General features: G+C 70.4%; 11 protein-coding genes. 8 read left to right on the top strand and 3 right to left on the bottom strand.

Annotation, left to right across the window (positions count from 1 at the left end; all coding sequences use genetic code 11):
* The first annotated feature begins 389 nt into the window (after positions 1-389).
* Positions 390-2,033, top strand: coding sequence for a phospho-sugar mutase (locus OP79_RS32405; RefSeq protein ID WP_033325245.1), 1,644 nt, complete (start codon positions 390-392; stop codon positions 2,031-2,033).
* A gap of 63 nt (positions 2,034-2,096) precedes the next feature.
* Here the strand turns inward: OP79_RS32405 and OP79_RS32410 are convergent, their stop codons facing one another.
* Both OP79_RS32410 and OP79_RS32415 read right to left on the bottom strand, forming a co-directional pair.
* A complete protein-coding gene (locus OP79_RS32410) occupies positions 2,097-3,764 on the bottom strand; it encodes a hypothetical protein (protein ID WP_033325246.1) in 1,668 nt (555 codons plus the stop codon).
* A 271-nt stretch (positions 3,765-4,035) separates the two neighbouring features.
* The gene (locus tag OP79_RS32415; RefSeq protein WP_078492142.1) at positions 4,036-4,791 is read right to left on the bottom strand and encodes a PH domain-containing protein; all 756 of its coding nucleotides are present in this window, start codon (positions 4,789-4,791) and stop codon (positions 4,036-4,038) included.
* A 169-nt stretch (positions 4,792-4,960) separates the two neighbouring features.
* Here OP79_RS32415 and deoC point away from each other — a divergent pair, with 169 nt between their 5' ends.
* The 4 genes from deoC to OP79_RS32435 all read left to right on the top strand — a co-directional run bounded on the left by deoC (position 4,961) and on the right by OP79_RS32435 (position 9,058).
* Positions 4,961-5,920, top strand: a complete 960-nt coding sequence (gene deoC, locus OP79_RS32420; RefSeq protein WP_033325384.1) for a deoxyribose-phosphate aldolase — start codon at positions 4,961-4,963, stop codon at positions 5,918-5,920.
* A 5-nt stretch (positions 5,921-5,925) separates the two neighbouring features.
* The gene (locus OP79_RS32425) at positions 5,926-7,389 is read left to right on the top strand and encodes an aldehyde dehydrogenase family protein (RefSeq protein WP_033325386.1); all 1,464 of its coding nucleotides are present in this window, start codon (positions 5,926-5,928) and stop codon (positions 7,387-7,389) included.
* Positions 7,382-8,269 carry an aldehyde dehydrogenase family protein gene (locus OP79_RS32430; protein WP_033325247.1) on the top strand — a complete coding sequence of 296 codons (888 nt, stop codon included), beginning with the start codon at positions 7,382-7,384 and terminating at the stop codon, positions 8,267-8,269. The genes OP79_RS32425 and OP79_RS32430 overlap by 8 nt, the downstream gene beginning before the upstream one ends.
* A gap of 153 nt (positions 8,270-8,422) precedes the next feature.
* Entirely contained in the window at positions 8,423-9,058 is a 636-nt protein-coding gene (locus tag OP79_RS32435) for a uridine kinase family protein (protein WP_033325248.1), read from the top strand.
* A 240-nt stretch (positions 9,059-9,298) separates the two neighbouring features.
* Here the strand turns inward: OP79_RS32435 and OP79_RS32440 are convergent, their stop codons facing one another.
* Entirely contained in the window at positions 9,299-10,057 is a 759-nt protein-coding gene (locus tag OP79_RS32440) for a SigE family RNA polymerase sigma factor (protein ID WP_078492143.1), read from the bottom strand.
* 276 nt (positions 10,058-10,333) lie between these two features.
* Here OP79_RS32440 and afsQ1 point away from each other — a divergent pair, with 276 nt between their 5' ends.
* Genes afsQ1 through OP79_RS32455 form a run of 3 tightly spaced genes read left to right on the top strand, consistent with a single transcriptional unit; the run spans position 10,334 to position 13,265 of the window.
* Positions 10,334-11,011 carry a two-component system response regulator AfsQ1 gene (gene afsQ1, locus OP79_RS32445; RefSeq protein WP_128380879.1) on the top strand — a complete coding sequence of 226 codons (678 nt, stop codon included), beginning with the start codon at positions 10,334-10,336 and terminating at the stop codon, positions 11,009-11,011.
* Complete coding sequence (locus OP79_RS32450; protein WP_033325252.1) at positions 11,008-12,621, top strand: sensor histidine kinase; 1,614 nt, start codon at positions 11,008-11,010, stop codon at positions 12,619-12,621. Before afsQ1 ends, OP79_RS32450 begins: the two co-directional genes overlap by 4 nt.
* A complete protein-coding gene (locus OP79_RS32455; protein WP_051745089.1) occupies positions 12,618-13,265 on the top strand; it encodes a hypothetical protein in 648 nt (215 codons plus the stop codon). Before OP79_RS32450 ends, OP79_RS32455 begins: the two co-directional genes overlap by 4 nt.
* Positions 13,266-13,346: the final 81 nt, after the last annotated feature.

Below are 13,346 nucleotides of genomic sequence, written 5' to 3' on the forward strand. Positions count from 1 at the left end.
GGTCGTGGGCCGGTGCGTCAGCCCGTCGCAGGGCGGGCATACGGCCCTGGGCTGGTACAGGGTGCGGGTTCTCCGAGACCGAAGCTACGCGACGGGCATGCGACGCACCGGCCCACGCCCCCTCCCGCCGGAGGGAAGCCGCGAGTAGTCGGGGGTGCGGGCTTCCCCGGGGCGCCGCAGGCTTTTGCTTTTCAGGGGCGCGGGGAACTGCGCGACCAGCCACAATGCACCCGCAGCCGCGACACGACTGTCACCCCCCACCCCCTGGCGGGGCCTGGGGGCGCAACCCCCAGTTTCGGGAAGGGGCGGGGCTGGGGAAAAGAACCCCTCCCCCACCCACCGGTACCAGGCCCGCCAAGGTGTGGACCAAAGAGAGAGGTTGACCCGACGTGCAGGACGAACTCATCGCACGGGCCAAGGCGTGGCTGGCCGAGGACCCCGACGCGGAGACCCGTGAGGAACTCGCCAAGCTCATCGACGGCGAGGACACCGCGGAGCTCGCCGCGCGTTTCGGCGGCACCCTCCAGTTCGGCACCGCGGGTCTGAGAGGCGAACTCGGCGCCGGCCCCATGCGGATGAACCGCGCGGTGGTCATCCGCGCCGCCGCGGGCCTCGCCGCGTACCTCAAGGGCAAGGGCCAGGAGAACGGCCTGGTCGTCATCGGCTACGACGCCCGTCACAAGTCGGAGGACTTCGCCCGCGACACCGCCGCGGTGATGACGGGCGCGGGTCTGAGGGCAGCCGTACTCCCCCGCCCCCTCCCCACCCCCGTCCTCGCCTTCGCCATAAGGCACCTCGGCGCGGTCGCCGGCGTGGAGGTGACCGCCAGCCACAACCCGCCCCGCGACAACGGCTACAAGGTCTACCTCGGCGAGGGCTCCCAGATCGTGCCCCCGGCGGACGCCGAGATCGCCGCGGAGATCGAAGCGATCGCCGGCCTGAGTGACGTACCGCGTCCGGCCGAGGGGTGGGAGACCCTCGCCGACGACGGCGACGGCAGTGTCCTGAGCGCCTATCTCGCCCGTACGGACGCTGTACTCGCCGCGGGCTCCCCTCGCACCGCCCGCACCGTCTACACGGCGATGCACGGCGTCGGCAAGGACACCCTCCTCGCCGCCTTCGCCCGTGCGGGCTTCCCGGAACCCGTCCTCGTCGCCGAACAGGCGGATCCGGACCCGGACTTCCCGACCGTCGCCTTCCCGAACCCGGAGGAACCGGGCGCGATGGACCTGGCCTTCGCGAAGGCCCGCGAGACGAACCCGGATCTGATCATCGCGAACGATCCGGACGCCGACCGCTGCGCCGCGGCCGTCAAGGACGGCGGCGACTGGCGCATGCTGCGCGGCGACGAGGTCGGCGCTCTCCTCGCCGCCCACCTCGTGAAGCGCGGCGCCCGCGGCACCTTCGCGGAGTCGATCGTCTCGTCCTCCCTCCTCGGCCGTATCGCGGAGAAGGCGCAACTCCCGTACGAGGAGACCCTGACGGGCTTCAAGTGGATCGCCCGGGTGGAGGGCCTGCGTTACGGGTACGAGGAGGCCCTTGGCTACTGCGTGGACCCCGAGGGCGTACGGGACAAGGACGGCATCACGGCGGCCCTGCTGATCACGGAGCTCGCCTCGGAGTTGAAGGAAGACAACCGCACGCTCCTCGACCTGCTCGACGACCTCGCCGTCGAGCACGGTCTGCACGCCACCGACCAGCTCTCCGTCCGCGTGAACGATCTCTCCCTGATCGCGAACGCGATGGGCCGCCTCCGCGAGCAGCCGCCCACCCACCTCGCCGGCCTGGCGATCACCAAGTCCGAGGACCTGACGAAGGGCACGGACAAGTTGCCGCCCACGGACGGCCTGCGCTACACACTCGACGGCGCCCGCGTCATCGTCCGCCCCAGCGGCACGGAGCCGAAGCTGAAGTGCTACCTGGAGGTCGTGATCCCGGTCGCCTCGCACACCGACCTGCCCACGGCGCGTGAGAAGGCGACGGCCCTCCTGACGGCCATCAAGCGTGACCTCTCCACGGCGGCGGGCCTCTGAGCGGCACGCGACAGGGCGCGCTCCGGTGCCCGAAGCCGAGCGCACCCTGAGCAGCGCGCCCCCTCACCTCAGCGCCATCACCGCAACCACCCACCCCAGCGCCAGCACCACGGTCAGCGGCCACAGCGGGCGCCCCCGTTCGGGCGCCGTGCTCTCGCCCGTCGGCCGCAGTGCGGGATCCGTGCGCATCGCGCTGAGCTCGGCGGCCAGTGCGTCGTACGGGTGGACCAGGCCGCGGGTGCGCTCCAGCCAGCCCCAGTGGGGGGCGGCGACAGCCCAGTTGTCGCCCCGCCAGCGCAGCTTCAGCTCGAAGCGTCGGCGGCGTACGGAGCGGAGGTCCTCCCAGGGAACGTGCTGGGGTCCGCGCAGGCCGGTGACCCACAGGCCCGTACGGTCGGCGGTGATGCGCCAGGCCAGCTTCACGGGGACGCGGACCGCGCCGTAGACGCCGAGTACGACGACCAGGGCCAGCTTCCACACGGCGGTGCCGGATTCGGTGGACCAAGGCCAGCAGAGCCAGACGCCCCAGGCCACCAGCACCGCGGCCGCCAGCCAGTCGAGCCACCCGGCATGCCAGCGGCGCACCGCGACGGGCGGCTGGGTCCCGGCCAACTCCCTTGCCTGCTCCTCCAGTTGGCGGCTCTGCGCCTCCCGCACCTTCTCCCGCTCTATACGCCGCCGGCCCGCGCTCAGCGACAACGGGCGTACGGGTCCCGTCGACCACTCGATCAGCGGAGGCTGGGCCGGGTCCACGTCGGCGCTGAGGACGAGGACCTCGGCGCCGTCGAAGGGCACACCGTAGAGGACGGCTTCGCGGACCGGGCCCGGGGTGTCGGCATCCACGACCTCCAGGAGCCGCTCGAGCTCCTCCTCGTCGTCCTCGGTCTGCGTCCCTTCGGCTTCCGCATCGTCGTCGTCATCGTCGTCCTCGTCATCGTCGAACGAGGTCAGGTCGACTGTGAACAGGGGGCGGATGGCCCGGACGTCGTCCGCCGCGTACACCTCCGTGCTGCCTTCCACGTCGTCGCGCACCAGGACGCGCAGTACCGGTGCGGGCTCCCGGCGCAGTCCGACGGCCCGGTGCCGGCCGAACCAGGCCGAGGCCAGGGCGGTCGCGCCGAGGCCGGCCACGAAGAAGGCGGCGGCCCAGGCGCCCCGGCGGTCGGCGGCCGAGCCCCAGAGGCCCGAGGTGGCACCGGTCAGCACGCCGAGGGCGAGGACCACGAGGCCGAGGTTGCGCAGGAAGCTGCCGCGCCGCACCGGTTCCTCCGCGTCCGGCAGCCACGCCGTGATGCCTTCGGATGCCTCCAGCGCCCGCTCGTACTGCGCGCTCCGGGCTCGCAGGCGTACGGCGACGACCGCCCAGGCGGCCCCGACGACGAGCACGAAGAGTGCGGTCACCCCCCACGGCTGCGACGGTGCCTGGAACGCGAGCGCGAGGAGCAGCGCGGGCGCCCCGGCCCAGACGAGCTCGGGCCGGGCGAGCACCCACAGGACGTACACCGCGAAGGCCGCCGCGAGGAACGGCCATGTCCCGCCGAGCAGCACGGCCCAGCCGCCCGCGCACAGCGCGAAGGTGGTCACTCCGGCCGCGACCGACCTGCGTACGCGCAGGAACGTCCAGCGCGGCGGCAGCGCCGCCGACCAGACCCCGGCCTGCCCGGTCGTCCAGTCCCGGCAGCCGTCCGGTATCGCCGTGGCGGGCAGCCGCAGAGGCTCGTCGTACGACACATCTACTCCCTCAGTGCGTGGCTACGCCGGTGATGCCTGAACCGGTGGTGACGGGACACCCGGACGGCGAAGGCAGCCACCACCCTCTCGTACGGCCGAAATCGCCCATCTCCTCAAGATCCCGGGTATGTGGGCCGCCTCCTCGGCGCCTGACCGGGTGTGCGGACCACCTCGGCCCCCTGAGCGCGCGGCCTCGGCAGATCGGGCTCGCAGACCTACGCGCGAGGTCACCGTAGCCCCATCGGCCCCGGTCGGCCCGTGGCCCGAGCGGTCACCCCATCGCGAGCAGAATGGCCAGCAGCACCGCACCGGCCAGTGCCGGCGCCACGATCTCATAGGCCCACCGCACCGACGGCTCACCCTGCGCCCGCTTGTCCGGCCCACGCGCCGCCACCAGCTCGCGCAGCTCGTCCATGATCTGGTCGGCCTGGGCGCGCACGGGCCCGGTCGGCTCCGGTATCCGCGACGGACGGACGGCGCCGACCTCCTTGTCAGCGCGGGCCTGCTGCCGCGCCGCCTTCTTGCGGGCGCGCAGCGAGACGGGTATCGCCCACAGCTGGTACCTGGTGCCGGACTTGTCGAGCACCTCGTTCGAGTAGCCGGAGCGCAGGGTCTCGACCGTGCCCCAGGGCAGCACGATCACGCGGAAGGGGTTACGGATGCGCAGCCGCTCCTCGTTCGCGAAGACGGCCGGGCGCAGGGTGAAGGCGACGACCAGCGGGACGAAGAAGATGAGCCCGGCGAGCGCCAGCCACGGTGTCCGGCCCTCGCCCACGATCAGCGCGTCGATACCGAGCCAGCCCGCGATGGCGAGCAGCAGCACACCGCCCGCGATACTTGCGGGCGACCGGTAGATCCGGTCCTTGTACTCCGGACTCGAGGGCCTCGACGCTTCCGACGAGCCCGGGGAATCAGGAGCGCCCTGGGAATCCGGGGTACCAGGAGAACCCGAAGTGCCCGGAGTCTCCGGGGAGTCCGAAGATCCCGAGGAGTCCGGTGGCGGTGGCTGATGATCCGGGTTCGTCATGCTCCCGATTCTGCCCGACGCCTCTGACAACGCTCATCCGCGGTCACCGAGCACTCGACGAGCGCCAGACCGAGCTCGCGACGAGCGTCGGCCCGAGCTTTCGACGAGCGTCGGAAAGCCCCAGGGGTTGTACAGCCGCTACGCGCGTAGATATGCTCCCCTCGTGACCATGCCCACCACAGCACCAGCCGCACACGCACTCGGCGACGTAACCGCGTCCGACAGCACACTGCGCCGCTTCCTCCACGGGCTGCCCGGCGTCGACACGGTCGGCCTGGAGGCGCGCGCCGCCTCGCTCGGCACCCGTTCCATCAAGACCACGGCGAAGGCGTACGCCATCGACCTCGCCATCTCGATGGTCGACCTGACGACGCTGGAAGGCGCGGACACCCCCGGCAAGGTCCGGGCACTCGGCGCCAAGGCCGTCCACCCCGACCCTACGGACCGTACGACCCCCACGGCGGCAGCCGTCTGCGTCTACCCCGACATGGTGGCCACCGCCAAGGAAGCCGTCGCGGGCTCCGGCGTGAAGGTCGCCTCCGTCGCGACCGCCTTCCCCGCAGGCCGCGCCGCGCTCGGCGTGAAGCTGGCCGACGTACGCGACGCCGTCGCGGCCGGGGCGGACGAGGTCGACATGGTCATCGACCGCGGCGCCTTCCTCGCGGGGAACTACATGAAGGTGTACGACGAGATCGTCGCCGTGAAGGAGACCTGCGGGACGAGCGCCCGCCTGAAGGTCATCTTCGAGACGGGCGAGCTGTCGACGTACGACAACATCCGGCGCGCCAGTTGGCTCGGCATGTTGGCCGGTGCCGACTTCATCAAGACCTCGACGGGCAAGGTGGCGGTGAACGCGACGCCCGCGAACACCCTGCTCATGCTGGAGGCCGTGCGCGACTTCCGTGCACAGACCGGGGTACAGGTCGGGGTGAAGCCCGCGGGCGGCATCCGCACCAGCAAGGACGCGATCAAGTTCCTGGTCCTGGTGAACGAGACGGCGGGTGAGGACTGGCTGGACAACCACTGGTTCCGCTTCGGCGCCTCCTCGCTCCTGAACGATCTGCTGATGCAGCGCCAGAAGCTGGCCACCGGCCGTTACTCCGGCCCCGACTACGTGACGGTGGATTGATCATCATGGCTTCCGTATTCGAGTACGCGCCGGCCCCCGAGTCCCGGTCCGTCGTCGACATCGCGCCTTCGTACGGCCTGTTCATCGACGGTGAGTTCACCGAGGCGGCGGACGGCAAGGTCTTCAAGTCGATCTCGCCCTCCACCGAAGAGGTTCTCTCCGAGGTCGCCCAGGCGGGCGCCGAGGACGTCGACCGTGCGGTGAAGGCCGCCCGTAAGGCCTTCGAGAAGTGGTCCGCGCTGCCGGGCTCCGAGCGCGCCAAGTACCTCTTCCGTATCGCCCGCATCATCCAGGAGCGCAGCCGCGAACTGGCCGTCCTGGAGACGCTGGACAACGGAAAGCCCATCAAGGAGACACGCGACACCGACCTTCCCCTGGTCGCCGCGCACTTCTTCTACTACGCGGGCTGGGCGGACAAGCTCGACCACGCTGGGTTCGGCCGGAGGACGACAAATGGACACAGCGGAGCGAACCCGCGGCCCCTGGGCGTCGCGGGCCAGGTCATCCCCTGGAACTTCCCCCTCCTCATGCTGGCGTGGAAGATCGCCCCGGCCCTCGCGACCGGCAACACGGTCGTCCTGAAGCCCGCCGAGACGACCCCCCTCTCGGCGCTGTTCTTCGCGGACATCTGCCGCCAGGCGGGCCTGCCCAAGGGCGTCGTCAACATCCTTCCGGGATATGGCGACACGGGCGCCGCCTTGGTCGCGCACGAGGACGTGAACAAGGTCGCCTTCACCGGCTCGACAGCCGTCGGCAAGGAGATCGCGCGGACCGTCGCGGGCACGCGCAAGAAGCTCACCCTCGAACTCGGCGGCAAGGGCGCCAACATCGTCTTCGACGACGCACCCATCGACCAGGCCGTCGAGGGCATCGTCACGGGCATCTTCTTCAACCAGGGCCAGGTCTGCTGCGCGGGCTCCCGTCTCCTCGTACAGGAGTCGATCCAGGACGAGCTGCTGGACTCCCTGAAGCGCCGCCTGTCGACCCTGCGCCTGGGCGACCCGCTCGACAAGAACACCGACATCGGCGCGATCAACTCCGCCGAACAGCTGGCCCGTATCACCGCGCTCACCGAGCAGGGCGAGGCGGAAGGCGCCGAGCGCTGGTCCCCGGCCTGCGAACTGCCGTCCTCCGGCTACTGGTTCGCCCCGACGCTCTTCACGAACGTCACTCAGGCGCACACCGTCGCCCGCGACGAGATCTTCGGCCCGGTCCTGTCCGTACTGTCCTTCCGCACACCGGACGAGGCGGTCGCCAAGGCCAACAACAGCCAGTACGGCCTCTCGGCGGGCATCTGGACGGAGAAGGGCTCCCGGATCCTGGCCGTCGCGAACAAGCTCCGCGCGGGCGTCGTCTGGTCCAACACGTTCAACAAGTTCGACCCGACCTCGCCGTTCGGCGGCTACAAGGAGTCGGGCTTCGGCCGCGAGGGCGGTCGTCACGGCCTGGAGGCGTACCTCGATGTCTGACGCAAGGCTCAGTGTCTTCAAGACCTACAAGCTGTACGTGGGCGGAAAGTTCCCGCGTTCCGAGAGCGGCCGGGTGTACGAGGTGACCGACTCGAAGGGCAAGTGGCTGGCGAACGCGCCCCTCGCCTCCCGCAAGGACGCCCGTGACGCGGTGGTCGCCGCGCGCAAGGCGTTCGGCCCCTGGTCCGGCGCCACGGCGTACAACCGCGGCCAGATCCTCTACCGCGTCGCCGAGATGCTGGAGGGCCGCAAGGAGCAGTTCGTACGGGAGGTCGCGGAAGCGGAGGGCCTGTCGAAGTCCAAGGCCGCCGTCCAGGTCGACGCGGCGATCGACCGCTGGGTCTGGTACGCGGGCTGGACCGACAAGATCGCTCAGGTGGTGGGCGGCGGCAACCCGGTGGCGGGCCCGTTCTTCAACCTGTCGACGCCGGAGCCGACGGGCGTCGTGGTCGTACTCGCGCCGCAGGAGTCATCGTTCCTGGGCCTGGTCTCGGTGGTCGCCCCGGTGATCGCGACCGGCAACACGGCGATCGTGGTGACGTCCGAGAAGTCCCCCCTCCCGGCCCTCTCCCTCGGCGAGGTCCTGGCCACCTCCGACCTCCCCGGCGGCGTGGTCAACGTCCTCTCCGGCCGTACGGCGGAGATCGCGACGCCCCTCGCGGCCCACCAGGACGTCAACGCGATCGATCTGGCCGGCGCGGACGACGTACTGGCGAAGGAACTGGAGATCGCGGCGGCGGACAACCTCAAGCGGGTCCTGCGTCCACAGTCTGTGGATTACGCGGAGACGCCCGGCATCGAGCGCATGACGGCGTTCCTCGAGACGAAGACGGTCTGGCACCCGACGGGTTCTCTGGGCGCGTCCGGCTCCTCGTACTAGCCGTACTGGGCCCGCTGGGCGCGTCACGAACCGCACAAGCCGGCAGCCCTGGCCCTCCTCCGTCCAGGAGGGCCAGGGCTGCGATGTGATGCGTGCTCCAAAGGCGACCCGCAGGGTCGGCAAGGAGCCCTCGATGCCGCACACTGGTGCCTCGTGAGTTCCCATCCCCAGATACCCGCCCGGGTCGTGCTGCTGTGCGGCCCCTCCGGTTCCGGCAAGTCCCTTCTCGCGGCCCGTTCCGGTCTCCCGGTGCTGCGGCTCGACGACTTCTACAAGGAGGGCGACGACCCGACGCTGCCGCAGGTGGCGGGCAGTTCGGACATCGACTGGGACCATCCGCTGTCCTGGGACGCGGACACCGCCGTCGCGGCGATCGTCGAGCTGTGCCGTACGGGGCACACGAAGGTTCCCGTGTACGACATCTCCCTCAGCGCCCGTACCGGCGAGGAGACCGTCGGCATCGGGCGGACCCCGCTGTTCATCGCGGAAGGCATCTTCGCCGCCGAGATCGTCGGGCGCTGCCAGGAACTCGGGGTGCTGGCGGACGCGCTGTGTCTGAGCCGCGGGCCGGTGCGGACATTCCGCCGCCGCTTTCTGCGGGACCTCAAGGAGGGCCGCAAGTCCGTCCCGTTCCTGCTCCGCCGCGGCTGGCGCCTGATGCGCGCCGAACGCTCCATCGTGTCCCGCCAGACGTCCCTGGGCGCCCACGCCTGCGACAAGGACGAGGCACTGGGCAGGCTGGCGGCGGCCGCTGCGGGACGGTGTGTGAAGGCGCGTACGGCGGCGTAGTCACGTACGCCCGCTTCAATCACGTACGCACAAAAAAGCGGGACTGGATGGACCCCCCGGCCCTCCAGTCCCGCTTCTTGTTACCCCCGTGGTCCCCCGTTGACCCCGTTGATCCCCCCTGCAGTGCTCCCCCGTTACCTGTCCGCCGCCTCCCCCCAGAGTGACGAACAGCCCCCGTGCTTCCCCCCGTACTTACTTTCCCCCGTACTTTCTTTCCCCCGTTGCCCCCGGGCGGGCTTGTCAGGCGACAAGCTCCCCGAAGGACTCCTCCTCGTCACGGCCGAAGCTGAGGACCTCGTCCTCGCGCAGCCGGCGGAGCGACCGCCAGATGCTGGACTTCACCGTGCCGACACTGATGTCGAGGATCTCCGCGATCTCCGGGTCCGTGCGGCCCTCGTAGTAACGAAGGACCAGCATGGTGCGCTGGAGTTCGGGCAGCCGGGCGAGCGCCTGCCACAGGACGGCGCGCAGCTCCGTGCCGCGCATCGCGTCCGTGTCGCCGGCCGTCTCCGGCAGCTCCTCGGTCGGGTACTCGTTCAGCTTGCGGCGGCGCCACGCGCTGATGTGCAGATTGGTCATGGTGCGGCGGAGGTAGCCCCCGACCGCGGCCTTGTCGCTGATCCGGTCCCACGCCTTGTACGTCGAGAAGAGGGCGCTCTGGAGCAGGTCCTCGGCCTCGAAGCGGTCGCCGGTCAGGTGGTAGGCGGTTGCGTACAGGGAGGCGCGGCGCTCCTGGACGTAGGCGGTGAACTCCGCCTCCGACACCGAACGACGCTCCCCCGAGCCCTCCCCGTACGTGGATCCCCCGTGCGTTCCCCCGTTGCCCCCCACCAGATGTGCGTCAACCACCGTCATGTACGACCCGGTGTGCTGACGCCCGGTGCCGCGAGCGCACCCCCGCCCGCTCACGGCACCGGACTTCTCGGTGTTGCGCGTGACGTCGTGAAGACGCGTGACAACTGCGACCGCGCTAGTGCTGGTGCTGTGCAGCGTGTTCATCTCGCGCCCCCCGTCGTGGAGTTCCGGTTTCTCGGTACTGCTCTGTGGTGCTTCCTTGCCTGTGCCGAGAAGCTTGCCTACGCGACTTCATGACGGTGTCAGCCGACTGTCACAGGCGTGCAACAGGGGCGAGGCCCAGGCGCGGCACAGGTTGATCACAGAGAAGCGTCGTACGGCTACTCATCCGGTATCTCGGACGGTCACTCCTATGGGCGAGATGTGTGGGAGCGCTCCAGGAGTCGATACAGCGCCGTGTCATGGGACAGAATGACGTCCGTGCCTTCCCTGTTGCTGATCGAGGACGACGACGCCATCCGTACGGCCCTGGAGCTGTCGCTGACGCGCCAGGGGCACCGTGTGGCCACCGCTGCCACCGGAGAGGACGGTCTGAAACTGCTGCGCGAGCAGCGGCCGGACCTGATCGTGCTGGATGTGATGCTGCCCGGCATCGACGGGTTCGAGGTGTGCCGGCGCATCCGGCGCACGGACCAGTTGCCGATCATCCTGCTCACCGCCCGCAGCGACGACATCGACGTGGTGGTCGGGCTGGAGTCGGGGGCCGACGACTATGTCGTCAAACCGGTGCAGGGGCGGGTGCTGGACGCCCGTATCCGGGCCGTGCTGCGGCGTGGCGAGCGGGAGGCCAACGACTCGGCGACGTTCGGCAGCCTGGTGATCGACCGCGCGGCGATGACCGTCACCAAGAACGGCGAGGATCTCCAACTGACGCCCACCGAGCTGCGGTTGCTCCTGGAGCTCAGCCGCCGGCCCGGACAGGCGCTGTCCCGCCAGCAGTTGCTGCGACTGGTGTGGGAGCACGACTACCTCGGTGACTCGCGGCTCGTCGACGCCTGTGTGCAGCGGCTGCGCGCGAAGGTGGAGGACGTGCCGTCCTCGCCGACGCTGATCCGTACCGTGCGCGGCGTGGGATACCGGCTGGACAGTCCTCAGTGACCCCATCGCAGGACAAGCTCCGTGGCTGGGCCGCGGCGCGCAGGACGATACTGGCGGGGCTGCGCTTCACGAGCCTGCGACTACGTCTGGTCGTCGTGTTCGGGCTCGTCGCGCTCACCGCGGCGGTGTCGGCGTCGGGAATCGCGTACTGGCTCAACCGCGAGGCCGTGCTGACCCGTACGCAGGACGCGGTGCTGCGCGACTTCCAGCAGGAGATGCAGAACCGCGCGAGCGCGCTGGCGGTGCATCCGACGCAGGACGATCTGGAGGCCGCCGCACGCCAGATGGCCAACAGCCCGCAGGGGTTCAGTGTGCTGCTGATCGCCGAGGACGAGGCGGGGCAGACCGTTGTCGGCAACTCCGACCTGGACGACTTCTCCCTGGACGATGTGCCCAAGTCCCTTCAGAAGGCGGTGAACAGGGAGCAGGAGCTCACCTCGGGCAACAAGCACCCGTACCACCTGTACTGGCAGCGGATCCTCGACGGCGACCATCCGTATCTGGTGGGCGGCGCGAAGGTGATCGGGGGCGGGCCGACCGGTTACATGCTCAAGTCCCTGGAGCCGGAGGCCGAGGACCTCGACTCCCTTGCCTGGTCGCTGGGTATCGCGACCGGGCTCGCGCTGATCGGTTCGGCGCTGCTCGCGCAGGCCGCCGCGACGACCGTACTCAGGCCGGTGCACCGACTCGGCACGGCGGCCCGGCGGCTCGGCGAGGGCAAGCTGGACACCCGGCTGCGGGTGTCGGGCACGGACGAACTCGCGGATCTGTCACGGACGTTCAACCGTGCCGCGGAGGCTCTGGAGAAGCGGGTCGCGGACATGAGTGCGCGCGATGAGGCCTCCCGCCGCTTCGTGGCGGACATGTCGCACGAACTGCGGACGCCGCTGACCGCGATCACCGCCGTGACCGAGGTCCTGGAGGAGGAGCTCGACGCGGAGACCGGCAGCGTGGACCCGATGATCGAGCCCGCCGTACGCCTCGTCGTCAGCGAGACGCGGCGCCTGAACGACCTCGTGGAGAACCTCATGGAGGTCACCCGCTTCGACGCGGGCACGGCCCGGCTCGTCCTCGACGACGTCGACATAGCCGACCAGATCACCGCCTGTATCGACGCGCGCGCCTGGCTGGACGCGGTGGAGCTGGACGCGGAGCGCGGCATCACCGCGCGTCTCGACCCGCGCCGCCTCGACGTGATCCTGGCGAACCTGATCGGCAACGCCCTCAAGCACGGCGGCTCCCCGGTGCGCGTGTCCGTGCGCGAGGAGGGGGACGACGTGCTCATCGAGGTGCAGGACCACGGCCCCGGCATCCCCGAGGAGGTCCTCCCACACGTCTTCGACCGCTTCTACAAGGCGAGCGCCTCCCGCCCGCGCTCGGAGGGCAGCGGCCTGGGCCTGTCCATCGCCCTGGAGAACGCGCACATTCACGGCGGCGAGCTCACCGCCGCCAACTCCCCCGATTCAGGCGCCGTGTTCACCCTGAGGCTGCCGCAGGACGCCTCGGTCCTGATGGAAGAGGAGGACCGGCAGGAGCGGTCAGGCCGCGGAAACCGGAAGAAGAACGGCAAGTCCCGTGAGGGCGACGGCTCCGAGGGGGAGGGGCAATGACCGTACGCGGCCCATGGGACGTACGAGGCTCAAGGGGCGTACGCCGGGTGCGTACCGCCCTGCTCGCCGTGCCGTTGCTCGCCGTGGCGCTCGCCGGATGCGGGATCCGGCCGACTGAGGTGCCTACCGAGTTCGGGCCCGCGCCGTCCCGGTTGTCCTGTACGGCGAGTGGACCGGATCTCGCTACGCAGTCCTCGGGCGGGATCCTCGTCCAGGTCTTCATGCTGTGCTCCTCGCAACTGGTGCGGGTCGACCGAATCGTGCGCGTCACCGACGGCAACACGGAGATGGACCGTGTACAGGCCGCACAGGCGCTCCTCGACCAGCTCGCCGCGGAACCGACGGACGCCGAGCGGCAGGCGGGCTACACGACGGACGTCCAGGACGGCATGACGGTCGGCGAGCCGCGCCCCGAGGACCCGGACGGCGCGCTCCGGCTCAGCACCGAGCCCGGCGCGCTCACCTCGTACGCGCTGGCCCAGCTCATCTGCACCTTCAGCGCCTCGGCCGCGGCCTCCGACGGCGGCGCGGTCATCCTCGGCGGCCCCGGCACGGACCCCGTACGCCGCTACGAGTGCACGCCCGAGGTCCTCTCCCGGCCGGGTACCCAGTCCCCGCCGTCGACGGAGATCGGCCGGCCCTGAGGCCTGGGTCTGTGGCAGACGCCTCACCTGTGTGAGGCAAGCCCTTGCGACACACGGAACCGATCCTGCCGAAGGCCGCGT

This window comes from Streptomyces yerevanensis (assembly GCF_000716805.1).
Taxonomy (GTDB): Bacteria; Actinomycetota; Actinomycetes; order Streptomycetales; family Streptomycetaceae; genus Streptomyces; species Streptomyces flaveus.